This window comes from Novosphingobium sp. 63-713 (assembly GCF_001898925.1).
Classification (GTDB): domain Bacteria; phylum Pseudomonadota; class Alphaproteobacteria; order Sphingomonadales; family Sphingomonadaceae; genus Novosphingobium.
Map to the genome: position 1 here is coordinate 44201 of NZ_MKVS01000014.1, position 22168 is coordinate 66368.

General features: G+C 63.6%; 23 protein-coding genes and 1 tRNA gene. 8 read left to right on the forward strand and 16 right to left on the reverse strand.

Going from position 1 to position 22168, the window contains the following annotated elements; genetic code table 11:
* Positions 1 to 4 precede the first annotated feature (4 nt).
* The 3 genes from BGP00_RS07860 to BGP00_RS07870 all read right to left on the reverse strand — a co-directional run bounded on the left by BGP00_RS07860 (position 5) and on the right by BGP00_RS07870 (position 3580).
* Entirely contained in the window at positions 5 to 1138 is a 1134-nt protein-coding gene (locus tag BGP00_RS07860; RefSeq protein ID WP_292693262.1) for a cobalamin-independent methionine synthase II family protein, read from the reverse strand.
* A gap of 308 nt (positions 1139 to 1446) precedes the next feature.
* A complete protein-coding gene (locus BGP00_RS07865) occupies positions 1447 to 2556 on the reverse strand; it encodes an NAD(P)-dependent alcohol dehydrogenase (RefSeq protein ID WP_292693265.1) in 1110 nt (369 codons plus the stop codon).
* 10 nt (positions 2557 to 2566) lie between these two features.
* A complete protein-coding gene (locus BGP00_RS07870; RefSeq protein WP_292693267.1) occupies positions 2567 to 3580 on the reverse strand; it encodes an NAD(P)-dependent alcohol dehydrogenase in 1014 nt (337 codons plus the stop codon).
* 153 nt (positions 3581 to 3733) lie between these two features.
* Here BGP00_RS07870 and BGP00_RS07875 point away from each other — a divergent pair, with 153 nt between their 5' ends.
* Both BGP00_RS07875 and BGP00_RS07880 read left to right on the forward strand, forming a co-directional pair.
* On the forward strand, positions 3734 to 4465 hold the full coding sequence (locus tag BGP00_RS07875) for a nuclear transport factor 2 family protein (protein ID WP_168603982.1): 732 nt from the start codon (positions 3734 to 3736) through the stop codon (positions 4463 to 4465).
* 245 nt (positions 4466 to 4710) lie between these two features.
* A complete protein-coding gene (locus tag BGP00_RS07880) occupies positions 4711 to 5145 on the forward strand; it encodes a nuclear transport factor 2 family protein (protein WP_292693270.1) in 435 nt (144 codons plus the stop codon).
* Here BGP00_RS07880 and BGP00_RS07885 read toward each other — a convergent pair.
* From BGP00_RS07885 to BGP00_RS07895, 3 genes are read right to left on the reverse strand one after another with little or no spacing between them, the layout of a single operon-like run.
* Positions 5142 to 5684, reverse strand: coding sequence for a cytidine deaminase (locus BGP00_RS07885; RefSeq protein ID WP_292693272.1), 543 nt, complete (start codon positions 5682 to 5684; stop codon positions 5142 to 5144). The genes BGP00_RS07880 and BGP00_RS07885 overlap by 4 nt on opposite strands.
* A complete protein-coding gene (locus BGP00_RS07890) occupies positions 5603 to 6331 on the reverse strand; it encodes a glycoside hydrolase family 25 protein (protein ID WP_168603985.1) in 729 nt (242 codons plus the stop codon). The genes BGP00_RS07885 and BGP00_RS07890 overlap by 82 nt, the downstream gene beginning before the upstream one ends.
* 51 nt (positions 6332 to 6382) lie before the next feature.
* Positions 6383 to 6898 carry a UPF0262 family protein gene (locus BGP00_RS07895; RefSeq protein ID WP_292923520.1) on the reverse strand — a complete coding sequence of 172 codons (516 nt, stop codon included), beginning with the start codon at positions 6896 to 6898 and terminating at the stop codon, positions 6383 to 6385.
* Positions 6899 to 7090: 192 nt separating this feature from the next.
* On the opposite strand from BGP00_RS07895, the gene BGP00_RS07900 reads away from it, so the two are divergent.
* Positions 7091 to 8635 carry a replicative DNA helicase gene (locus BGP00_RS07900; protein WP_168603987.1) on the forward strand — a complete coding sequence of 515 codons (1545 nt, stop codon included), beginning with the start codon at positions 7091 to 7093 and terminating at the stop codon, positions 8633 to 8635.
* Between the two features lie 93 nt (positions 8636 to 8728).
* Positions 8729 to 9073 carry a DNA-directed RNA polymerase subunit omega gene (rpoZ, locus tag BGP00_RS07905; protein ID WP_168603988.1) on the forward strand — a complete coding sequence of 115 codons (345 nt, stop codon included), beginning with the start codon at positions 8729 to 8731 and terminating at the stop codon, positions 9071 to 9073.
* Between the two features lie 143 nt (positions 9074 to 9216).
* On the opposite strand, the gene ftsH is transcribed toward rpoZ, so the two are convergent.
* The 3 genes from ftsH to BGP00_RS07920 form a co-directional block, all read right to left on the reverse strand.
* Positions 9217 to 11166, reverse strand: a complete 1950-nt coding sequence (ftsH, locus tag BGP00_RS07910; protein WP_292693278.1) for an ATP-dependent zinc metalloprotease FtsH — start codon at positions 11164 to 11166, stop codon at positions 9217 to 9219.
* Between the two features lie 102 nt (positions 11167 to 11268).
* Positions 11269 to 11862: a methionine biosynthesis protein MetW gene (gene metW / locus BGP00_RS07915; RefSeq protein WP_168603990.1), complete on the reverse strand. Its 594-nt coding sequence runs from the start codon at positions 11860 to 11862 to the stop codon at positions 11269 to 11271.
* An 8-nt stretch (positions 11863 to 11870) separates the two neighbouring features.
* Positions 11871 to 12992 (reverse strand): homoserine O-acetyltransferase, encoded by a 1122-nt coding sequence (locus tag BGP00_RS07920; protein WP_172249261.1) that lies wholly within the window; start codon positions 12990 to 12992, stop codon positions 11871 to 11873.
* A gap of 101 nt (positions 12993 to 13093) precedes the next feature.
* Here BGP00_RS07920 and BGP00_RS07925 point away from each other — a divergent pair, with 101 nt between their 5' ends.
* Both BGP00_RS07925 and BGP00_RS07930 read left to right on the forward strand, forming a co-directional pair.
* Entirely contained in the window at positions 13094 to 14191 is a 1098-nt protein-coding gene (locus BGP00_RS07925) for a histidinol-phosphate transaminase (RefSeq protein WP_292693281.1), read from the forward strand.
* Positions 14192 to 14193: 2 nt separating this feature from the next.
* Positions 14194 to 15102, forward strand: coding sequence for a prephenate/arogenate dehydrogenase family protein (locus tag BGP00_RS07930; protein WP_292693283.1), 909 nt, complete (start codon positions 14194 to 14196; stop codon positions 15100 to 15102).
* Between the two features lie 289 nt (positions 15103 to 15391).
* Here BGP00_RS07930 and BGP00_RS07935 read toward each other — a convergent pair whose 3' ends face one another.
* The 4 genes from BGP00_RS07935 to ftsE are packed head-to-tail and all read right to left on the reverse strand — an operon-like array spanning position 15392 to position 18421.
* Positions 15392 to 16108, reverse strand: coding sequence for a lysophospholipid acyltransferase family protein (locus BGP00_RS07935; RefSeq protein WP_292693285.1), 717 nt, complete (start codon positions 16106 to 16108; stop codon positions 15392 to 15394).
* A 1-nt stretch (position 16109) separates the two neighbouring features.
* Complete coding sequence (locus BGP00_RS07940; RefSeq protein WP_292693288.1) at positions 16110 to 16640, reverse strand: YdcF family protein; 531 nt, start codon at positions 16638 to 16640, stop codon at positions 16110 to 16112.
* Complete coding sequence (locus BGP00_RS07945) at positions 16641 to 17699, reverse strand: cell division protein (RefSeq protein ID WP_292693291.1); 1059 nt, start codon at positions 17697 to 17699, stop codon at positions 16641 to 16643.
* Positions 17696 to 18421, reverse strand: a complete 726-nt coding sequence (ftsE, locus tag BGP00_RS07950; RefSeq protein ID WP_292693294.1) for a cell division ATP-binding protein FtsE — start codon at positions 18419 to 18421, stop codon at positions 17696 to 17698. Before ftsE ends, BGP00_RS07945 begins: the two co-directional genes overlap by 4 nt.
* Before the next feature lie 210 nt (positions 18422 to 18631).
* On the opposite strand from ftsE, the gene BGP00_RS07955 reads away from it, so the two are divergent.
* Positions 18632 to 19381: a zinc-ribbon domain-containing protein gene (locus BGP00_RS07955; RefSeq protein WP_292693296.1), complete on the forward strand. Its 750-nt coding sequence runs from the start codon at positions 18632 to 18634 to the stop codon at positions 19379 to 19381.
* 112 nt (positions 19382 to 19493) lie between these two features.
* Positions 19494 to 19580: transfer RNA gene (locus tag BGP00_RS07960), tRNA-Leu, on the forward strand.
* 355 nt (positions 19581 to 19935) lie between these two features.
* Here the strand turns inward: BGP00_RS07960 and BGP00_RS07965 are convergent.
* From BGP00_RS07965 to trbG, 3 genes are read right to left on the reverse strand one after another with little or no spacing between them, the layout of a single operon-like run.
* Positions 19936 to 20157, reverse strand: coding sequence for a DUF2274 domain-containing protein (locus BGP00_RS07965; protein ID WP_292693298.1), 222 nt, complete (start codon positions 20155 to 20157; stop codon positions 19936 to 19938).
* Between the two features lies 1 nt (position 20158).
* Positions 20159 to 21361 carry a TrbI/VirB10 family protein gene (locus tag BGP00_RS07970; RefSeq protein ID WP_292693300.1) on the reverse strand — a complete coding sequence of 401 codons (1203 nt, stop codon included), beginning with the start codon at positions 21359 to 21361 and terminating at the stop codon, positions 20159 to 20161.
* Complete coding sequence (gene trbG, locus BGP00_RS07975) at positions 21358 to 22161, reverse strand: P-type conjugative transfer protein TrbG (protein WP_292693366.1); 804 nt, start codon at positions 22159 to 22161, stop codon at positions 21358 to 21360. The genes BGP00_RS07970 and trbG overlap by 4 nt, the downstream gene beginning before the upstream one ends.
* Positions 22162 to 22168 lie beyond the last annotated feature (7 nt).

The following is a 22168-nucleotide window of genomic DNA, read 5'->3' on the forward strand; positions in this document are numbered from 1 at the left end:
CTGATTACAGCCGCGCCCCGGCGATATCGGCCCCTTCGCGCAGAGACCGCAGCTTTTTCCACGTCACATCCGGGTCGATCTTGCCATAACCGGCAAAGGTGCCAAACCCGCAGTCGGTGCTGGCCACGACGCGCTCGGCGCCCACGATCCCGGCGAAACGCTCGATGCGCTGGGCGATCAGTTCGGGATGCTCGACATAGTTCGAACAGGTGTCGATCAGGCCCGGCGCAAGGATCTTGTGATCGGGGATCTTGGCGTCCGCCCAGACCTTCCACTCATGCTCGTGGCGCGGATTGGCGGCCTCGAACAGGATCGTGGCGGGGCGGGCTTTCAGGATGATATCGACCACGCGTTCGAGCGGAATGTCATGGTCATGCGGGCCTTCATAATTGCCCCAGCAGATATGCATCCGCATCCGCTCGGGCGGAATGTTGGCGGTCGCCGCGTTCAAGGCGGCCACATTCTCCTCGGCCACCTTGAGGAATTCGGCCTCGCTCAGGTCCTGATAGCCGGTGTGGCGGCTCATCGCCAGATCGGGGCAGTCGAGTTGCAGATAGAAACCTTCATCGACGATGGTTTCATATTCCGTCCGCATCGCCTCGGCCAGATCGGCAAGGTAAGCCTCGTGGCTGGGGTAATATTTGTTCACCTGAAACGCGGTGATCAGGCCCGGTGAGGCCGCGTTCATGAAGGCCTGCGTGCCCTCGCGGCCCTCTTGCGCCAGCGCCGCCTTGAACCGGCGGATGTCCTCGTGCAGCGGCTCCAGATTGACCAGCTTGATCGGCCCCACGCAGCTCGCCCGCACGAAATCCTGGCTGCCCATCATCGCAGAAAGCTTCTTCACCAGCGCGGGATGCTCGGCCAGATCAAGCGCGGACTTACGATCCACATGGCCGCCAAAGCCGCTCAGACGCTCGATCATATAGGTCGAATAGCCGATCTTCCCGATCTCGCCGTCCGAGACGATATCGACCCCGCATTCCACCTGATGACGCACCGCTTCCTTCACCGCTGCCGACACCTTGGCGTCAAATTCCGCCGCATCATAAGGTTCGCCACGGTCGCGCGCGATCAGCAGCGGCGTCAGCTCTTCCCCACGCGGCATCGAGCCAACATGGGTGGTGCGGATATGGGGCATGTGTCCTCTCCTGTGACGGGCTTTTGCGTTCTCCTATATGAAATTATCGGATGGGTGAAGAAAGAAGTGTGCCTCCGGCGGGTTAAGGGCGGGGGCCCTTAACAATCCCGATTTTGGGGTGGGGTTATGGTTCATAGCTGGGTGATGGCGATAAAGCCTGCGGCGCGGCAAAGGCATCCCTGTCCGCGCCGCAGGCTTTTAAATCTCAAACGCCGCGTCCGACACCCATCCGCCGAACCCATCGTGCAACGCAGACAGTAACGGGAGCGCGAGGGTCTAGACCCTCGCATCTAAACTCCCTTAGAACCCTACCGCATCACCACCACCGGCTTGACCACAGCCCCGCTTTCTCCGGCCTCAATCGCCTCATTGATCTGCTCGAACGGAAATACCCCGATCAGCCGATCATAGGGAAAGCGCCCGGCCAGATGATGCTCGATCAGTTCGGGCAGGAAGCCGAACAGGTCAGAATCCCCGCCAAGAATACCCTTGACCGTGCGCCCGCCGCCCATGAAGGCGGTTTCGTTGAACGTCAGCATGGCGGTGGGGTCGCTGGCCCCGACGATGCCCAGCACGCCGCGCGGGGCGAGCAGGTTGAAGGCGCTCTCGATGATGCTGCCAAGGCCGGTGTTGTCAAAGGCATAGGCCAGCCCTTGGGGGCAAAGCGCCGCGATCTTGCCGAAAGGATCATCGCGCCCGTCCAACGCATGCGTCGCCCCCAATTCCAGCGCCAGCGCGCGGCGGTTTTCGTGCAGATCGACCGCGATGATCGGATCGGCCCCGGCAATCTTGGCCGCCATCACCGCGGCAAGGCCCACCGCGCCCGCGCCAAAGATGGCAATCGGCATCCCGGCCTGCACCTTCATACTGCGCAGAACCGCACCTGCCCCGGTCATCATCCCGCAGCCCAGCGGCGCAAGGCGCTCCAAAGGCACCGCGCCCGCACTGTCGGGCACGCGCACCACATTGCGCGCCGTGGCCAGCGCATAGGTGGCAAAGCTGCTTTGGCCGAAGAAATTGCCATGCACCGGCTCCTCGCCCGCATGCAGGGTAAAGCTGCCATCGGCACGGGCCCCGGCAAAATTATGCGGGAAGAAGTTGTAGCAATAGGTCGGCGCGTGATCGTGACAGCACGGGCATGTGCCGCAGGAGTTGAAGCTCATCAGCACCCGGTCGCCCGGCTTCACATGAGTCACATCCGCGCCCACCGCCTCGACGATACCCGCCCCTTCATGGCCCAGCACCACCGGCATGGGCGTGGGCAATTGCTGATCACGCACGGCAAGGTCGGTGTGGCAAATGCCCGAGCCGACGATCCGCACCAGCACCTCATCATCGCGCGGATCATCAAGGCGCAAGGTTTCGAGCGTCAAAGCTCCGTGCGGCTGACGGCAAACGGCAGCGGTAATTTCAGGCATAATGGCTCCCTTAAAGCGCGATAACGACCTTGCCGAACAGATCGGGCGAGGATTGATAGGCGAAGGCATCCTTGACCTGCGCCATCGGAAACACCCGATCGACCACCGGCCTGATGCGATTGCTATCGATAAAAGCGTTCAACTCCAAGGCCATCGCCTTCGAGCCAACGAAAATCCCGCGCAAGCTGGCGCCTTTGAGCATCAGCCCGTGGGGGCTGGTGTCGCCATCGCGCGTCAACACACCGATCAGCGCGATTTCGCCGCCAAAGCCGACCGCCGCGATGGATTGCGCCAGCGTGCCCGCCCCGCCCACTTCGACCACATGTTCAAAGCCGCCGTTGGTATGGGTGGCCGCCTCGACGCCCCATTGCGGATTGTCGCGATAATTGACGGTGGCATCGGCCCCCAACGCCGCCACGCGCTCCTGCTTGCCCGCGCTGCTGCTGGTGGCCACCACGCGCGCGCCTGCCGCCTTGGCGATCTGCAGCGCCATCAATGACACGCCCCCGGTGCCCAGCACCAGCACATTGTCGCCCGCCTTGACCGGGGATGGACCGCACATCAGCGCATTCCACGCCGTCACCCCGGCGCAGGGCAGACAGGCCGCCTCCTCAAAGCTGAGCGTGCGGGCGATGCGGATCACCCCTTGCGCGGGCAGCACGACATATTCGGCCAGCATCCCGTTGGCCCCGCCAGCCCCCAGCGCGGGGCCGACGCCGGGATTGGGCGGCCCTTCGAGCCAATGCTGGAAAAAGATCCCCGCCACCCGGTCGCCCAGCGCCAGATCATGTACCCCATCGCCCAGCCCGACGATCTCGCCCGCGCCATCGGAAAAGGGCACGATATCCTCGGCCACCGGGCCGCCGATATAGACGCCGCGCACGATCGCAGAATCGCGGAAATTGAGCGAGCAGGCCCGCACCCGGATCAGCACCTCGCCCCAGCCGGGGCGCGGCACATCGCGCTCGACCAGATGCAGGTCATCGAGGCTGGTCGCCCCTTTGCGCAGAACCCATGCCTTCATAGCGTCCTCCTCCGGCCTAGCGTCCCCGTTCTTATGGCGAGGCAAATTTGTATGTAATACATATTTCTTGCTTTGATATTCGCAACCATGAAGTTATCACAAGGATGACAAAGATTCACAGAGTCCCAAGACTCGTTTCTCCGGGAGAGTACCATGGCTGAAGCAACCCTCGCAGACCTTGCCGCGCGCCTTGAACGCGTCGAGCATGATCTGGCCATCCAGCAGGATATCCACCAGATCCGCCGTATCCAGTACACCTATGGCTTCTTCATTGATAAATCACAATATAATGAGGTTGTCGACCTCTTCTCCGATGAAGGCGAAGTGTGGTTTCTGGGCGGGATCTACAAGGGCAAGGCCGGGGTCCGCCGCCTCTATATCGAGCGTTTCCAGACCAATTTCACGCAGGGCCACAATGGCCCGCGCTACGGCTGGCTGCTCGACCATCCCCAGTTGCAAATGGTGATCGACGTCGCCCCCGACCGCAAGACCGCCCATGTGCGCGGCCGCTCGATGATGCAGGCCGGCCTGCACGAAAGCGCCGAGGGCAACCAGCGCGCATGGTGGGAAGGCGGCCTGTATGAAAACGAATATGTCCGCGAGGCCAATGAGGCGGGCGAACTCGTCTGGAAAATCAAGGCGCTGCGCTACTATCCCTTCTGGCATGGCACCTTTGCCGATGGCTGGGCCAAGACCCCCATCGACTATATCCCGATGACCAAGACGCTCTTCCCCGAAGATCCGCTCGGCCCCGACGCGCTGGTCGATCCCCTGCCCCGCCTGTGGCCCGCCACCGATACCGTGCCGTTCCACTATCCCCACCCCGTGACCGGCGCGCCCATCGTGCTGGATAATTCGCGGGCGCGGGAAGGGTTTAAGGATTAAGTTTCAGGTGCGAGGGTCTAGACCCTCGCGCTCCCGTTAATGTCTTCGTTGCGCATGGGGTTCGGCGTTGAGTGTCGGACGCCATGGCTGAATTGTTAAAGCCTGCGGCGCTTTTTGCGCTCCCTTGCCGCGCCGCAGGCTTTAAATCCAATCCCACACGCCCCCGAACCCCCACCCCATTAACGGGATTGCAAAGGGACAAGTCCCTTTGCCCGCCGGAGGCAAACCCTGCTAAAGCCCCCACCATGACCGACCTCGACCGCCTCCTTGCCGAACACGCCATCGCCCGCCTCATCACGCGCTACGTCCACCTGAACGACGCTGGCCAATGGGAGGATCTGGCCGCGCTTTACACGCAGGATGGGAGGATGAACCGCCCCACCGCTCCCGACAGTTTCACCACCGGGCGCGAGGCGATTCTGGCCGCGTTTCAGGCCCGCCCGCCGCGCGCCAGTCGACATATCGTGGCCAATATCGTGGTAGATGTCGCCGATGACGGGCAAAGCGCCAGCGCTTTCAGCCAGATCCTGCTCTTCACCGGCGAAGCTGATGGCGCTGGCCTTCCGCTGCAATCACCCAAGCCGCCGCTGGTAGGCAGCTATCAGGACCGTCTGGTGCTGATTTCAGGCGAATGGAAATTTGCCGAGCGGCGCGGCACTCTGGATTTCCGGCAAGCCTAAAGCAGATTGGCCGGACCAAAGGCCAGCGGCAGCAGTTCCGACAGCTTCATTTCCGCAACGCCATCGGCCGATGCGCTCCACACCACCGGATCGGTGCCGCCCAGTTGCGCCAGTTCGTTGAGCACCTGACGGCAGCGCCCGCAGGGCGTCACCGGCCCCGGTCCGGGCTGGGCCACGCCATCCTCGCCCGGCGATCCGCCGATGACCGCCACGGCCACCAGCCCGCCGCGCACGCCATCGGCCATCGCCCGCGACACCGCCACCGTTTCCGCACAGAGCGCCAGCCCATAGGAGGCATTCTCGACATTCGCGCCGGTCACCACGCTGCCATCGGCAAAGCCGAGCGCCGCGCCGACATGAAACGCCGAATAGGGCGCATAGGCGCGGGCGGAAGCCGAACGAGCGGCGGCGATCAGGGCATCACGGTTATGATTCATGGCGTGCATCATGGTCCTTTTTACTTCTGCACCACAACCCAGCGCAAGGGCTGCTCGGCCGCCGAGGTCTGCAGGCCCGAATTGGCGGTCCACAGTGCCCATGGCCGCCCGCCGTAATCGGGCTGCACCCGGTCCGCGCTCAGCCACAGCGCACGGTCGAGCGTGGCAGCAATGGGATAGGTCTTTTCAAATTCGCGCCCCAGTTTCAGCACAGCCGGTTTGCCCGTATGCGTCTCGATCTGGTTGAGAAAGGTCATCAGCTCGCTGACCACGGCGGCATCCGACACCGGCACCGGGCAATGATCGGCCAGTTGCTCCAGTTCGACCGCCGGGGGCAGCATCTTTTTATCGCGCGGGACCACGGTGACGAAATTGGCGGCCTGTTTGTCGGCGGGCTGGCACGGGTCATATTTGTGCAGCGCGCCCCATGGCAGGCCCGCGCTGCGCGCCGCATCCAGATTTTTCACCACGGCGGGATCGCGCGCGAAAGCGCTGGCCGAAGCCTCGATATAGACGAAATTGGCGCCGATCGCCTTCAAGGCAACAAAATCCACCGGCCCGTCCGCGCTGCCCACCAGCGCGCCCTGCGTGGGGAATGTCGTGCGGTCGGGCTGCCAGTGGCGCATGCTCCACCATGCCCAGACCCCGCCAACAATGCCCAGCAGCGCCAGCACCGCCAGCAGACGCCAGAGAAGCGACGGGCGCCCGCTACGGCCTTTGCCGCGCGGACGGGTTTTGGTTTTTGCCATGTTATTCAACGTTCTTTGTGATGGCCCGTCCGCATGAAACGCGAATCGTCATCAGGCCTTGATATGCAGTACGCAAATCAGCGTAAACAACCGGCGCGCGGTGGGGAAGTCGGTTTCCACCTTGCCCTCCAGCCTTTCGAGCAGAAGTTCGGCAGCATGGTTGTGGACCCCGCGCCGAGCCATGTCGATCGTCTCGATTTCCTTGGCCGAAGCCTTGCGGATCGCCTGATAATAGCTTTCGCAAATGGCGAAATATTCGCGAATCGAGCGGCGGAAGCGCCCCAGCCCCAGCATGATCGTTTCAAGCAATTCGCCCTCATGCCCTTCGCGCCCATCGCTGATCTCCATCGACAGACGCCCGTCATGGACCGCGAGGCGCACCGCATAGGGGCCGTGATAGCCCGCATCCCAGATCCGCAAGGGCTTGAAAACATTGTCCTCGATCAGATCGAACACCGCCACGCGCCGCTCCTGCTCGATGTCGTCATTGCGACGCAGAATCGTCGTTTCATCCAGATCGATGCTGGAAATGCGCGCAGTGGGCGCCACGGGAGGCAGGTTGGACAACATAAGACCTCCTCATTTCGCAAATGCGAGGGGCGCAGGCAAGGGGGTGCAAGGAACTATGGTGCAAACCATAGCATGGGCCCGCACAGAGATTTTCCCGCCAGCGCCCCGACCCAATCCCCATTATCCACAGGGTCGTTTGCAACACACCCCATTGCGCCGCCCCGCCGCTGGGCGCATGAGGGCCCATCCATGGCACAATCTGACACCCATCTCGCCCCGGCTTTGCCGTTTTCGCCCGCCAATGATTCCGGTGCGCGCGCGCAGGCGCTGCCCGCCAATATCGAGGCCGAGGCAGCCTTTCTGGGCGCCATCCTGATCGACAACCGCGTGGTCGAGGAACTGGCCAAGCCCTTGTCGCCCGCACATTTCTTCGAACCTGTCCATGGCCGCATCTTTGAGCGTATCCTGCAGTTGCTGGATCGCAAGGCGGTGGTCACGCCGGTCACGCTCAAGCCCTATTTCGAAAGCGACGAAGCGCTCAAGGCGCTGGGCGGCACGGCCTATCTGGGCCGCCTGACCGCCGATGGTCAGGGGCTGATCGCGCCGCGCGTGCTGGCCGAACAGATTTACGATCTGGCGCTGCTGCGCGAACTGGTGCGGGTGGGGCGCGATCTGGTGCAGGGCGCGATGGACACCAGCGAATCGGTCGAGCCTTTGGAGCAGATCGAGGCCGCCGAGGCCGCGCTCTACAAGGTGGCCGACGGCGCGGGCGGCGCGAATGAGGCCAAGAGCTTTGCCGAGGCCACCCGCACCGCCATTTCGGGCATCGAAAAGGCGTTCAACAGCGGCGGCCATGTCGCGGGCAAGACCACGGGCCTTGATTCGGTCAACCAGCGCATCGGCGGTCTGCACGATTCCGACCTTATCATTCTGGCCGGCCGTCCGGGTATGGGCAAAACCTCGCTGGCCACCAATATCGCCTTCAACGCGGCCAACCGCCTGCTGACCGACCGCGAGTTGGGCCTTGATCCAGCCAAGAGCATCGGCGCGGCGACGGCCTTTTTCAGCCTCGAAATGAGCGCGGATCAGCTCGCCACGCGTATCCTTGCCGAGCAATCGGGCATTTCCTCCAGCGCGCTGCGTATGGGCAAGATCAGCCGTGAGGATTTTCAGGCGCTCTCCTTCGCCAGCCAGCGTTTGAGCCAATTGCCGCTGTATATTGACGATACGCCGGGCCTGACGATTGCGGGCCTGCGCGCCCGTGCGCGCCGTTTGAAGCGGCGCCATGACATTGGTCTGGTCATCGTCGACTACCTTCAGCTTCTGCAGGGCAGCGGGCGGGCGACCGACAATCGCGTGAACGAAATCTCGGAAATCTCGCGCGGTTTGAAGACTTTGGCCAAGGAACTGCATGTTCCCGTGATCGCCCTGTCCCAGCTTTCGCGTGCGGTGGAACAGCGCGAGGACAAGCGTCCCCAGCTTTCCGACCTTCGCGAATCCGGCTCGATCGAACAGGACGCCGATATGGTCTGGTTCGTGTTCCGCGAGGACTATTACGTCAAGGGCCGCGAGCCCAAGGAGCCCGGCCCCACCGATCCGCCCGCGGTGGTCGAGGCCCATGCCAAGTGGCAGGAGGAAATGGAGCGCGTCTTTGGTCTGGCTGAGCTGATCATCGCCAAGCAGCGCCATGGCGCCACCGGCAAGGTCCGTATGCGCTTTGAGGCCAAGATCACCAAGTTCAGCGATCTGGCGCCCGAGGAATTGGCCAATTATTCCTATGACCTGGAGGAGTGAGGCGTCCTTTGCCTCACGAATCCTTGACTTTCGCCGCTTTGCCGCCTAGGCGCCAAGGTTCGCTGGAATTTCCCTATTCAAGACGGAGTGCCCATGGCGCGCGTAACCGTTGAAGATTGTGTCGACAAGATCCCCAACCGCTTCGATCTCGTGCTGCTGGCTGCCCAGCGCGCGCGCGAAATCTCGGGCGGTGCGGAACTGACGCTCGAACGCGATCGTGATAAAAACCCGGTGGTGGCCCTGCGTGAAATCGCAGAGGAAACCGTCCGTCCCAAGATCCTCAAGGAATCGCTGATCACCTCGATGCAGCGCGTCCTGCCTGACGATGATGATGAAGTCGATGACATCGGCTCGCTCTCGCAAAGCGCCGAGGCGCTGCGCATCACGGCGGCGGCTCCGGTGCGTAACACCTCGCTGGGCGGGGATTACGACGGCTGATTTCATCGCATTGGCGATTAAGACAAAAGGCCACGGAAGAGCTTCGGCTTTTCCGGGGCCTTTTGTTTTGAGCCTTCGATACGCCCCCAAAGAAAAGGCCCCGCTGTTGCCAGCGAGGCCCATTTTCGCAACCAAGGCAGCTTTTATGCCCCCTGCGGCGAAATCCCGCCAAGGCCGTTCGCCAGACCGCTCGACCGGCCCGCGCGCGGCACGCTGGTGCCCCTGATCGCTGCGGGCAGAGGCACACCGCTGGGCGCTTCGGGGCGGTCGATCTTGCCGGTGTCCACCACCTGCTTGATCTCGTCACCGGTCAGCGTTTCGTATTCCAGCAGCGCCTGCGCCAGCGTATGCAGCTTGTCGATCTGCGACTTGAGCAGGTCGGTCGCCCGCACATGGGCATTGTCGACCAGATTGCGGATCTCGCTGTCGATCAGCTTGTTCGTTTCATCCGAGGCGAACAGGCGCTGGCTGGCGCCCATGCCCAGATAGCCCTCGTTCTGATCCTCATACTGCAGCGGCCCCAGCTTGTCGCTCATGCCCCATTTGGTGACCATATTGCGCGCCAGACCCGTGGCATACTGGATATCGCCCGAGGCGCCGCTCGACACCTTCTCATAACCAAAGATCAGCTCTTCGGCCACGCGACCGCCCATGGCGACCGAGAGGTTCGCATGCATCTTGTCGCGGTGATACGAATAGGAGTCGCGTTCCGGCAGGCGCATCACCATGCCCAGTGCGCGGCCGCGCGGGATGATCGTCGCCTTGTGGATCGGATCGCTGGCCGGTTCATTCACCGAGACAAGCGCATGGCCGGCCTCGTGATAGGCGGTCATCTTCTTCTCTTCCTCGGTCATGACCATGCTGCGACGCTCGGCGCCCATCATGACCTTGTCCTTGGCGTCCTCGAATTCCTGCATCGCCACCAGACGCTTGTTGCGCCGGGCCGCCAGCAGCGCCGCCTCATTGACCAGATTGGCCAGATCCGCACCCGCAAAGCCCGGCGTGCCGCGCGCGATCACGCGGGGCTGAACATCGGGGGCCAGCGGCACTTTCTTCATATGCACGGCCAGGATCTTTTCGCGGCCCTCGATATCGGGGACCGGCACCACGACCTGACGGTCGAAACGGCCCGGACGCAGCAGGGCGGGATCGAGCACATCGGGGCGGTTGGTCGCGGCGATGATGATGATACCATCATTGCCCTCGAACCCGTCCATCTCGACCAGCAACTGGTTCAGCGTCTGCTCGCGCTCGTCGTTCGAATTGCCGAGGCCATTGCCGCGGCTGCGGCCGACCGCGTCGATTTCGTCGATGAAGACGATGCAGGGCGCGTTCTTCTTGGCCTGCTCGAACATGTCGCGCACGCGGCTTGCGCCCACGCCCACGAACATTTCGACGAAATCCGAACCCGAAATGGTGAAGAAAGGCACGCCCGCCTCGCCCGCAATCGCGCGGGCCAGCAACGTCTTACCCGTACCCGGCGAACCGACCAGCAGCGCGCCCTTGGGGATCTTGCCGCCCAGCTTGGAAAAGCGGCCCGGATCGCGCAGGAACTCGACGATTTCCTCCAGCTCCTCGCGCGCCTCATCAATGCCGGCCACATCGGCAAAGGTCACGCGCCCCTGCTTTTCGGTCAGCATCTTGGCCTTGCTCTTGCCAAAGCCCATGGCGCCGCCGCCACCGCCCTTCTGCATCTGACGCATGGCGAGGAAACCCACCGCCACGATCAGCAGGAAAGGCAGAGCCTGCAGCAGGATATAGAGCAGAACATTCGGCTCTTCGGGCGCCTTGCCCTGATATTTCACGTTATTCTGGGCCAACAAAGGCGCCAGCGTCACGTCATTGGGAATGGGAACGGTGCTGTAGGCTTCGCCGTTCTTGAACTTGCCGGTGATGCGCTGTTCGCCCACCTGCGCGTCATAGACGCTGCCCTCGGCGACCTTGGCGCGGAATTCGGAATAGGGGATCGCCTGCGCGCCTATGTCATTGCGCGCGCTGAACAGCGATACGGCGAAGAACAGGGCGAGGAAGATCCCTCCCCACACCAAAAGGCTCTTCGTCCAGGGGTTTCCATTGGGCTGTTCGTCATTCATCGAGGGGCGCGTCCTTTCACACCCATGTAATGTAGGGCGGCGGGGCTGAATCGCAAGCTGGGGAAGGTGTATATTCCGATCGAGTTTACCGATCAGAAGCGATTATCCTCTCGAAAGCAGATAGACCGCATGTTCCGCGCGCCAGGTTGCCATCGCGGGGCTGATCAGGCTGTCGCCGTTCAAATACCACGCGCCTTCCACCTTCAGCCCGCGCTGGGCCACGAAATCGCGGAAATCGGCGATGGTCAGGTGGTGGATGTTGGGCGTTTCATACCAACCCACCGGCAACAGCCGCGTCACCGGCATCCGCCCGCGCCACAACAGATCGCTGCGCACCCGCCAATGGCCGAAATTGGGAAAGGAAACAAAGGCTCGACGCCCGATCCTCAGCAATTCCTCCAACACCATGTCGGGCCGCTTGGTGGTCTGCAGCGTCTGGCTCAGGATCGCGTAATCGAAACTGGCGTCGGGATAGAGCGCCAGATCGGTGTCCGCGTCGCCCTGAATGGCCGAAAGCCCATGGCCCACGCATTCGGCGACATTATGCGGGTCGATCTCCAGCCCGCGCACATCGCAGCCCCGCTCATCGCGCAGCGCCGCCATCAGCGTGCCGTCGCCGCAGCCCACATCCAGCACCTTCGCCCCAGGCGCCACATGCCCGGCGATCACCGCCAGATCGGGGCGCAAATTTGCCATAATCCGGTTCATCGGCTCAAAAATCCCGTAATCACCCGGTCGAGCGCGGGCACATCGAGCAGGAAGCTGTCATGCCCATAGGGCGCGGCCAGCTCCATAAAGGACACCGGCGCCCCGGCGGCATTGACCGCATGGGCGATCTTGCGCGATTCGGCGGTGGGATAGAGCCAGTCGGTGTCGAAGCTGACCACGCAGAAACGCGCCGTAACCCCGGCAAAGGCTTCGGACAGGCGGGTGGTATGGTCTGCCCCGAACCGCTCCTCGGAAACATCGAAATAGCTCATCGCGCGGGTGATATAGAGATAGGAATTGGCGTCGAACCGGCCGGTAAAGCTGCTGCCCTGATAGCGCAGATAGCTTTCCACCTGAAAATCCGCGCCAAAGCCAAAGCTTTTCGCGTCCCTGTCCTGAAGCCGCCGCCCGAATTTCTCCGACAGCGTTGCTTCCGACAGATAGGTGATATGCGCCGCCATCCGCGCCACCGCCAGCCCCGCATCCGGCGCCCGGCCCGTGCCGTAATAGGCCCCGCCCTGCCAATCGGGATCGGCCATGATCGCCTGACGCCCCACCTCCTGAAACGCGATATTCTGCACCGGCATCACCGCCGTGGTGGCCAGCAGCAGCACTCGCGCCACGCGCTCGGGCCAGTGGATCGAGAGCGAGAGCGCCTGCATCCCGCCCATCGAGCCGCCCACGACCGCATAGAGCCGCTCCACCCCCAGATGGTCGAGCAGCGCCATATGCGCGCGCACCATATCGCGGATGGTGATGACGGGAAAACGCAGCCCATAAGGCTGGCCATCGGGGGCAAGGCTGCCCGGCCCGGTCGTGCCCATGCAGGAGCCCAGCACATTGGGGCAGATGACGTAAAAGCGGTCGGTGTCGATCGGCTTGCCCGGCCCCACCATCTTGCTCCACCACCCCGGCTTGCCGGTGATGGGATGCGGGCTGGCGACATATTGGTCGCCCGTGGTGGCGTGACAGATCAGGATCGCATTGTCGCGCGCATCATTGAGCGCGCCATAGGTTTCAAACGCGATCCGCACGCCTTCAAGGCTCTGTCCGCCATCCAGCGGCAGCGGATCGGGCAGGTCATAGGTTTGCGAACAGGACGTAAAGAGGCTGGCCATTATGCGCGTTGAATTGGGGGCTGATGCGCGCGAAGTCAACGGGAAGTCCATGCGTCACCCCCTGTCATTTCGCCCCATGTTCGGCTAAGGGCCGCGCCATCATGACCAAACTTCCCACCCCCAAGCCCTGGATCAGCGCGATCCACGCCTATGTCCCCGGCAAGTCCAAGGGCAAGGACGGCAGGCCGTTGACCAAGCTTTCGGCCAATGAAAACCCGCTGGGCACATCGGCGGCGGCTCTGGCGGCGCGCGATGCGGCGGCGGCCCCGGCGCTCTATCCCGATCCCGACAGCAATGAATTGCGCGGCGCCTTGGGGCAATTGCACGGCATCCCCGCCGCCCGCATCGTAATGGGCACCGGGTCGGACGAGATCCTGCATATTGCAGCGCAAGCCTACGCCGGGCCGGGGGATGAGATCATCTATGTCCGCTATGGTTTCAGCGTCTATGACATTGCCGCGCGCCGCTGCGGGGCCACACCCATCGTCGCGCCGGACGCCGATTACGGCACCGATGTCGATGCGCTGCTGGCGCTGGTGACGGAACGGACGCGGGTGGTCTTTGTCGCCAATCCGAACAATCCGACCGGTTCCTTCCTGCCGAAGGGCGAAATCGCCCGCCTCCATGCCGCGCTGCCATCCGATGTGCTGCTGGTGCTGGATCAGGCCTATGGCGAATATGTCGATCCGGCGGATGAAGATGGCGCGATGGCGCTGGCGGAATCGGCGGGCAACGTGCTGGTCACGCGCACCTTTTCCAAGATCTATGGTCTGGCGGGCGAGCGTTTGGGCTGGGGCACGGGGGCCGATCACATTATCGACGCTCTCAACCGCATTCGCGGGCCGTTCAACCTGTCTAACACCGCACAGGCAATGGGCCTTGCGGCCGTTGCCGATCAGGCGTTTGTCGTGGCCAGCCGCGAGCATAATGCCGCCACCCGCGCGCGTTTTGTCGAGCGGCTTGAGGCGCTGGGCAATCAGGGCGTGCGCCCGCTGCCCAGCCAAGCCAATTTCGTGCTGATCCTGTTCGAAGGCGCGCTGGAGGCAGAGACGGTCTATAACGGCCTGATGGACATCGGCTACATCACCCGCTGGCTGCCCAATCAGGGCCTGCCGCACGGGCTTCGCATCACCATCGGCAGCCAGGCGCAGATGGATGAAATCGCGGATGAAATCACCCGTCTGGCGCGAGGCGCATAAAGATGTCCTTTGCCAAAATCGCCATCATCGGATTGGGGCTTCAGGGCGGCTCGATCGGCCTTGCGGTTCAGCAATATCTGCCCAAAATCGCCACCTCGGGCTATGATCGCGACCCGGCAACCCGCGCGAGGGCGAAGGAGCGCGGATTGGTGGGCCATGTGGCCGAAACCGCCGTGGAGGCCGTGCAAGACGCCGATCTGGTGATCTTCTGCGTGCCGCTGGGCGCGATGGGCGATGCGGCGCGGGAATGCGCGCCCGGCCTGCGTGGCGATGCGATCATTTCCGATGTCGGTTCTTCAAAGGAAGCGGTCGCCAAAGTGCTGGGCGAGGTCCTGCCCAACCACACGATCATCCCGGCACACCCGGTCGCGGGCACCGAAAATTCCGGCCCTGACGCCGGTTTCGCCAGCCTGTTCGAAGGCCGCTGGTGCATCATCACCCCGGCCGAGGGCACCGATCCCTTCGAGATCGAGCGCCTCTCCGTGCTGTGGCAGGCCATCGGCGCGCGGGTCGAAATCATGGCCCCCGCGCATCACGACCGCGTGCTGGCCGTGACCAGCCACCTGCCGCACCTTATCGCATACACAATCGTGGGCACTGCGGGCGACCTCGAAGAAGTGACCCAAAACGAAGTCATCAAATATTCCGCAGGCGGCTTTCGCGATTTCACCCGCATCGCCGCATCGGACCCCACCATGTGGCGCGATGTCTTCCTCTATAACCGCGACGCCGTCCTCCACATGCTGCAGGTGTTCACCGAAGACCTGACCGAGCTGCAAAAGGCCATCCGCCTTGGCGATGGCGAAAAACTGTTCGACCATTTCACCCGCACCCGCGCGATCCGCCGCTCGATCATCGAACAGGGGCAGGATGTGGCCAGCGCCAATTTCGGGCGGGATGGGAAGGTTTAAGGGTTTAAGGGAGTTAGAAATGCGAGGGATGATTTTAGATAACCGATTTGTCGAGACAAATCGGTTGGACCCTCGCGCTCCCATTACTGTCTTTGTCGCGCATGGGGTTCGACGTTTTGTGTCGGACGCACCGCCTGCAAATTAAAAGCCTGCGGCGCAAGCAAGGGTAACCCCACCGCGCCGCAGGCTTTCAAATCCATAGCCCAAACAAACCTGACACCCTCCAGCACCACCCCATTAACGGGATTGCAAAGGGCCCCCGTCCTTTGCCCGCCGGAGGCGAACTTTCTTACCCTTCCTCAGAATTCAACGCATTAATCGCCGCCTTGACCCGCGCCTCGATCTCCTCACGGGGCAGACCGGCCGGAATCACCTCGCCAAAGCGATAGGTCACCGTCCCGCGCCTTTTCCAGAAGCCATGCAGCAGCGGGCCCGAATTGACCGCCACCGGCACGACGGGCAGGCCGATCATTTTATACAGGCCCGCAAAACCGGCCTGAAGCGCGGGCCTTGTGCCGTGGCGCACGCGGGTGCCTTCGGGAAAGATCGCCAGCGGGCGGTTTTGCTGCGACAGGCCGCGCGCGGCCGAAACCATCGCGCGCAGGGCCTTGGCACCCTGATCGCGTTCGACCGGGACAAGGCCGTACAGCCCCGCCGCCCGGCCCCACAGGGGCACGCGCAGCAGTTCGACCTTGGCGAACACCGCCGGAAAGGGCAGCAGCGTGGGCAGGTCAATCGCCTCGAACATGCTTTCATGTTTCAGCGCGACAAAGACCGGGCCCGAAGGCACCGTGCCCTCGATCACCACCTTGGTCCCCATGATATGCACCACGCCCCAACGGTGCATGTTCGACCATCGGGTGCAGATCCAGATCGCCCCTTCGCGCCCGCCAAACGCGATGAAGAAGGGAATCGTCAGCCCCATCAGGACCGAGCAGGTGTAGAAAAACAAAGAGAAGGCAATCGAGCGCAATGCGTTGCCGATGCCCAGCGGCGATTTATTCATATCAACCTTTTCCGATATGCCACAGGCGCCGCAACACGAACTTGCTGTATTCGGCAAACAGGATGCCCAGCGAGGGCCGTGTCGGCACCGCGTCTTCTGTCAGTTCCACGTCGGCCGGGATGGTCTGGCGCAATTCCCATGCGGCGCGGCGCATATGCCAGTCCGAGGTCACCAGCCGCACCCGGCGCAACCCGTAGCGTTTGATCCATTGGGCCGATTCGCGCGCGTTGGAGCGCGTATCGACCGATTCGTAGCCCAGCGTGATGCAGCAGGCCAGCAGGGCCGCGCTCATCTTGTACTGCGCGGCCAGTTCGCCCGGCTTCACCTCCGGGTCCACGCCCGAAATCAGCAGGCGCGGCGCCACGCCATCGCGCAGCAGATCAAGCCCCCGCGCGATCCGCCCCTCGCCGCCGGTCAGCACGATGATGCCATCGGCCTTGGCGATCGGCGCGGGCTGGGGCTGAAACGCGGCGAAACCGGCAAAGCCCAGCGCCCAGACCGTGAGCAGCAGCGCAAGGAGGCGGCGCAGCATCTAAAGCATCCTTCGCAGCGCGATCAGCACGGAAAGCCGCGCCGTCAGCATGGCCAGCACCACCGCCGCCACCGGCACCAGCGCCACCACCGCCCAGTCGAGCGGCCGCAGCACCCCGCCGGCCAGCAGCCCCGCGCCCAGCCCGGCGAAACGCGCGCCCAGCACCATCACCGCAATCTGGCCCAGCACCATGCCCACCAGACTGCCCAAGGTGGCGTCCATGCCCATCGAGCGCTGGAAAATGCGCGCGATCTGGGCATCGGTGCCGCCAAGATTATGCACGATCTCAATTGTTTGCCGATGCGTGCCCAGCGCCGAGCGCGCCGAGAGCAGCACCGCCGCCGTCAGCGCCAGCGCCAGCAGGCCGATCATCGAGAGCGCCAGCCAGCGCAGCGAATCCATCGCCTCGAACACCGGGGTCAGCCAATGCGATTGCGCATCCACCCGCGCCCCCGGCGCCACCCGGCCCAGCGCCGCGCGCAGGGCAGCGATGCGTGCGCCATTGGCCGCCCCGTCGATCCGCACGTCGATCATCGCGGGCACGGGCACCATATCGCCATCACTCATCCCCGCGCCCAGCCATGGCACCAGCAGTTGATCCAGCTCCGCCTGCGGCACCACGCGGGCCGAAATCACGCCCGGCGCGGCCAGCAGAGCCTTTTGCGCGGCCTGCGCCTGCGCGGCGCGGATCGGGGCCTGCGCCTCAATGATCTGAACGCTGACCCCTCCGGCCAGATCGAGCGCGGCGGCATTGGCGATGTTGCGCAGCGCAAGGCCCGTGGCCGCCGCGATCACCGTGATCGTCACCATGATCGCGATTACCCATGGCGTCGGCCCCGACAGCCGCGCCTGAGGCACGAGCACGCCCTCGCCCCCGCTGCCAAAGGCGCGCCAGCCCGCCAGCTTGCCCTCGCCGCTGCCCGAAAGAGCGGCGCGGCCCGAGAACCACCCACGACGCGGCGCGGCAGGCGCAGGATCGGCAGGCCCGCCGGTGGGCGCCAGCGGCCGGTGCGGGATCTGCACCTGTTCATCGTCGAGATTCATACCTGGCAGGTTCATGGCTGGGCATTCTCCCGGCGCGGGGGATAGCGCAGCGCCCCGGTCGGGTCCGACATTCGCCCCCGGTCCAGCCGCATAATCAGGCTGCCCGGCACTTTCTGCAGCAGGTGCAGATCGTGGGTGGCCACCACCACGGTCGTGCCGAGCCGGTTGAGCGCCTCGAACAGGCGCAGCAGCTTGATCGCCATTTCGGGGTCGACGTTGCCGGTCGGTTCGTCGGCCACCAGCAGTTCGGGCCGCCCGATCACCGCGCGCGCGATGGCCACGCGCTGCTGCTCACCGCCCGAGAGCGTGGCCGGGCGCGCGCCCATCCGGTCGGCCAGGCCCACCCATTCGAGCATATCCTTGACCGGCTGCACCACATCGCGTTCGGGCACCCCCGCCACGCGCAGCGGCAGCGCCACATTGTCGAAGGCCGAGAGATGCGGCACCAGCCGGTAATCCTGATAGACCACCCCGATCCGCCGCCGAAATCCCGGCAGGCGATGACGCGGCAGGGTGATCGCATCGGTGCCGAACAAGCTGATCATCCCGCGCGAGGGGCGCTGGGCCAGATAGAGCATGCGCAACAGCGAGGACTTACCCGCGCCGCTGGCCCCGGTCAGAAAATAGAAATGGCCCGCATGAAGCGTGAAACCGACATCGCACAACACCTCGCGGTCGGGGCCATAGCGCAGGCCCACATTGTCGAAGCGGGCGATTTCTCCTGTTATACCGGTCATTTGGCTCTCCCACACGCATCGGACGCGGCAATGTATCCGCGCGAAATGCCGCATTGCAGGCTTGTAACAGGAGAACGTTCGACCATCGTTTCCCAGCTATAGTACGGCTTTGCCCGCGAAAAAAGGGCGGTGGAAAAATGGCTGTTCGCGCAGCGGTCGCCCCCTGTTCCCCTTGTGCTGCGCAACGGTTGCATGCTTTAGCTGTGGGCGATGATTATTGCCTGTCCTGCTTGCGCGACACGCTATGCCGTCCCCGACAGCGCCATCGGGGTCGATGGCCGCACCGTGCGCTGCGCCACCTGCCGCCATAGCTGGTTTCAGGAAGGGCCGGTGATCGAGGTGCCCCCGGCGCCTGCGCCCGTGGCCCCGGCCCCTGCGGCGCCCGCGCCGCAAGTGGCGCGCCCCGCCGAACAGGCCCCTGCGCCCGCTCCGGTTGCACCCCCTCCGGCCCCGGCGGTCGAGCAGGCTCCGCCCCCGATTGCGGACAATTTCGCCGCCACCCCATCCAGCTTTGCCCATGAGCCGCCGTTTCGCCCGCGCCGCAATCCCGCGCGGATGTGGACGATGCTGGCGGTCGGCTTTGCCCTGATGGCAACGGGCGCGATGGCGGCGGTCTATCAGTTCGGCCTGCCCACCTGGCTGCCCCTGCCCCAGACGGGGCACAGCGAGCCGGATCTGAAACTGACCTTTCCGGCCGCGCGTCAGGAGCGCCGCCCGCTCAACAACCAAAACGATTATTTCAACATTTCCGGCACGATCACCAATATCGGCCAGAACCGCCGCAGCGTGCCCAGCCTGATGATCGTGCTGCGCGATGCGCGCAACCGCGCGGTCTATACGGTTGAGGCCGCGCCGCCCAAGCCGGTGCTGAACCCCGGCGAGAACCTGACCATCAACACCGCGATCGTGGACGCGCCCAAAGCGGCGGTCTCGGCCGAGGTGAAATGGAAGGTGAATTGAAACAAATTTTCCACAAGTTCGATTCAGCGCTTGGCAAGCTCAAACTCCTCTGTTAGGGGCGCCCTCCTACCCCACTGATAGGCCAGAGCTTCTGGCAAATCAGACACGGATTGCGGTCGTGGCGGAATTGGTAGACGCGCAACGTTGAGGTCGTTGTGGGTGAAAACCCGTGGAAGTTCGAGTCTTCTCGACCGCACCAATATCCTTTGATTTCAAAGGATAAATTCGGGGGGAATGGCACAGTGTGGCACACTGCCATTCCCCGAGTATGCTGTGAAGCGTTCCTAAATCGAGATATTTTTAGCCGGGAATGGCTTGCCGGCCTATCGAATGATGCGGGGGCGGCCACCGTGCCGGCGTGGTAAATCGCTGCTGGCTCTTGCCCATTCCCTTGCGACCTCAGGAAGCCACCTTGGCCGAGCCAAGGCGGAAACCCGCGGTGGCAGCTTTTCAGGGCATTGGGAAACCATCCGGCAGATGGTGCTTTCGGAATAGCCCAGGAATTTCGACAACTCCCTCGGTGTCCAGAGGTGATCCTCCTCGGTCATCCACCTCTATGCCTCAGCAGTCTTGCGCATCCTGGCGAATGCACGATCACTTTCGAGGAATGCTGCCAGCATCGCCGGTATCAGTTCGATGACGGATTCCTCCCGGCCATATGCCTCGGCATACAGCGTCGCATATTGCTGCAGCATCTGGTGTAGATCGGGCGTGACGGTGACGGCCAGTTTGACCGGCGTACGGTCGGGCAGTTTTCCCAACTTCAGTTCTGCCATGTCAGCCTCCAATGCCGCGCCAAGGCGCGAGAATGAGATCCTTGTGGACGACCAGCCGGACAGTCGCGCCCGGCCGGATCGTGATGGTCGGCTGGATATTGAGGTTTCTCGAGGTGAGTTGGTCGCCAGCCCGCGACACGTTCTGTTGCGTCGATTCCCGAATCGCCTGAACGAGATCACTCTGGCCGGTGATCGTCAGCTGCGAGCCGACCCCCAACAAAGTCGAGAGCGCGACGCCTTTCAGCAGAGCCCAGGTGTGAAAGTCGACCTTATCCTGCAGTCCGGCGTAGCCTGATGGGTCTGTGGCCGGCACGTTATCAATCCTGAGCGAGCTGCCGTCCGGAAGCATGATCCGCTGCCAAACAATCAAAGCGCGCTTCTGGCCAAAAGCCACAACGCTATCGTAGCTTCCCATCAGCCGTGCCCCCTGCGGTATAAGCAAGATGCGTCCCGTCGGGCTGTCGAATACCTGGCTGGTGACCTGCGCCGCCACCAGCCCTGGAAGGTCAGACCGAAGACCGGTGATAAGGCTCGCCGAAATGACGCTGCCCGCAGAAAGCAGGTAGGGCGACGGCGGCGGCGCCAGCACATGTGGGTTGATGTCACCGGAGCGATCAAGCGCGCCGACGAACTGGACCTTGCGTCCCTGTGCGTTGGGGTCCCGATCCGGATCAAGTGCTGCCCCTGAAGCCTCTGGCGTTGGGACCGTCGGCGTTGTCGCGGTGTCGGGCACCACTGTCGGCGAGGTGGCGGCGCGGCCGGACACCAGCACCCCGGATTGGCGAGCAGCTCTCAACTCCGACAGCCGACGCTCTCTTTCCTGTGCCTCCGACGGACCTGACGGGCCATTGCCGAGGCCGGCTTCTGTTGCCATGCGCCGCTGGCTTTCGAGGATCGGCCTGCCCAAGTCGCCGGGCAGCGGCGGCCCGAGCTTAGGGGTATCGCCATAGTTTGCGGGCAAGCCGTTCAGAGCGTCAGTCGATGGACGATTGCTCGGCTCCGACAATTCCTGGACGTCCGGGACAGCGCTGAAGATGCGCGGTTTCAGCGCGATCCATGCCACAACGACCAGGCTGAGGGATCCGAGCGCGGCAACGGTGATGATAACGCCGCGACGGAAGCGTATCGCGCGCGCCGGCTGCGTCCGAATCGCCAACGTTTCGGGATCGAGCTTCGGGGCGGGAGAGACGGATGCCTCGCTCATGAGCGCTTCCCTTTTCGCGAGAAAGTACCGTCATCGATGCGCGCGATCCTGACAATCAGCTGTTTCCTGGTCCCGAGCCTGAGTTCGGCCGCATCGAAGATCCGATCGACGACATAGAACCGGCCACGGAGGCGATAGTTGACCAGTTCGGCCTCGCCGGTGGGCCCCACGACGAATAATGGCGGCGCATCGCCCACGGCAATGCTGGCAGGGAACTCGACAAAGGTCTGCCGCCCATCGTCGAACGCACGAAGGGGCCGCCACGCAGGCGCGTCACCGCTGATTGCATAGTTGAAGTGGAGATTATCAACCACCAGCCCATCGGAAACCGGGGCGGCAGCCGCCGCCTGGTCGGCGGCACGGCGCAGGGCGATCAGCTGGTCGGCTGGGTATGTCCACGACAGGGCCGCCATTGCGATATGTGACGTTGCGGTGAGTTGGAGGTGGTAGCTCCGCCGATCCGTCGTGACGACGAGGTTGGTGGCGAGGCCCGAGGTGAACGGCTTTACCAGGATATGTGTTCGCTTGTCGGCACCGGTGCCGCTCGTCGTGTCGCCGATAACCCACCGGACGGTATCGCCGGCCGCCACCGCCACGAGTTTTTCGGCGGGCTGCAAGGCAATGTCGGTGACGGCACCGGGCGCGGTATAGACTTGGTAGATCACGCCGTCGCTGAACGGAAAAACCTGCACCGCATTCACGAAGCCCTGCGGCTGCGGCTCCAGTGTCGCTGCGCGATTGGCCGCAGCGACACGCACCACCACCGGGTTGAGACGCTTGCGGGCGATTGTTCGCCGGATTTGCGGC

Excerpts from the sequence above, each read along its gene's own strand:
- BGP00_RS07860 (WP_292693262.1), bottom strand. The coding sequence starts at position 1,138 with ATGCCCCATATCCGCACCACCCATGTTGGCTCGATGCCGCGTGGGGAA.
- BGP00_RS07865 (WP_292693265.1), bottom strand. The coding sequence starts at position 2,556 with ATGCCTGAAATTACCGCTGCCGTTTGCCGTCAGCCGCACGGAGCTTTG.
- BGP00_RS07870 (WP_292693267.1), bottom strand. The coding sequence starts at position 3,580 with ATGAAGGCATGGGTTCTGCGCAAAGGGGCGACCAGCCTCGATGACCTG.
- BGP00_RS07875 (WP_168603982.1), top strand. The coding sequence starts at position 3,734 with ATGGCTGAAGCAACCCTCGCAGACCTTGCCGCGCGCCTTGAACGCGTC.
- BGP00_RS07880 (WP_292693270.1), top strand. The coding sequence starts at position 4,711 with ATGACCGACCTCGACCGCCTCCTTGCCGAACACGCCATCGCCCGCCTC.
- BGP00_RS07885 (WP_292693272.1), bottom strand. The coding sequence starts at position 5,684 with ATGGGCACTGTGGACCGCCAATTCGGGCCTGCAGACCTCGGCGGCCGA.
- BGP00_RS07890 (WP_168603985.1), bottom strand. The coding sequence starts at position 6,331 with ATGGCAAAAACCAAAACCCGTCCGCGCGGCAAAGGCCGTAGCGGGCGC.
- BGP00_RS07900 (WP_168603987.1), top strand. The coding sequence starts at position 7,091 with ATGGCACAATCTGACACCCATCTCGCCCCGGCTTTGCCGTTTTCGCCC.
- rpoZ (WP_168603988.1), top strand. The coding sequence starts at position 8,729 with ATGGCGCGCGTAACCGTTGAAGATTGTGTCGACAAGATCCCCAACCGC.
- ftsH (WP_292693278.1), bottom strand. The coding sequence starts at position 11,166 with ATGAATGACGAACAGCCCAATGGAAACCCCTGGACGAAGAGCCTTTTG.
- metW (WP_168603990.1), bottom strand. The coding sequence starts at position 11,862 with ATGGCAAATTTGCGCCCCGATCTGGCGGTGATCGCCGGGCATGTGGCG.
- BGP00_RS07920 (WP_172249261.1), bottom strand. The coding sequence starts at position 12,992 with ATGGCCAGCCTCTTTACGTCCTGTTCGCAAACCTATGACCTGCCCGAT.
- BGP00_RS07925 (WP_292693281.1), top strand. The coding sequence starts at position 13,094 with ATGACCAAACTTCCCACCCCCAAGCCCTGGATCAGCGCGATCCACGCC.
- BGP00_RS07930 (WP_292693283.1), top strand. The coding sequence starts at position 14,194 with ATGTCCTTTGCCAAAATCGCCATCATCGGATTGGGGCTTCAGGGCGGC.
- BGP00_RS07935 (WP_292693285.1), bottom strand. The coding sequence starts at position 16,108 with ATGAATAAATCGCCGCTGGGCATCGGCAACGCATTGCGCTCGATTGCC.
- BGP00_RS07940 (WP_292693288.1), bottom strand. The coding sequence starts at position 16,640 with ATGCTGCGCCGCCTCCTTGCGCTGCTGCTCACGGTCTGGGCGCTGGGC.
- BGP00_RS07945 (WP_292693291.1), bottom strand. The coding sequence starts at position 17,699 with ATGAACCTGCCAGGTATGAATCTCGACGATGAACAGGTGCAGATCCCG.
- ftsE (WP_292693294.1), bottom strand. The coding sequence starts at position 18,421 with ATGACCGGTATAACAGGAGAAATCGCCCGCTTCGACAATGTGGGCCTG.
- BGP00_RS07955 (WP_292693296.1), top strand. The coding sequence starts at position 18,632 with ATGATTATTGCCTGTCCTGCTTGCGCGACACGCTATGCCGTCCCCGAC.
- BGP00_RS07965 (WP_292693298.1), bottom strand. The coding sequence starts at position 20,157 with ATGGCAGAACTGAAGTTGGGAAAACTGCCCGACCGTACGCCGGTCAAA.
- BGP00_RS07970 (WP_292693300.1), bottom strand. The coding sequence starts at position 21,361 with ATGAGCGAGGCATCCGTCTCTCCCGCCCCGAAGCTCGATCCCGAAACG.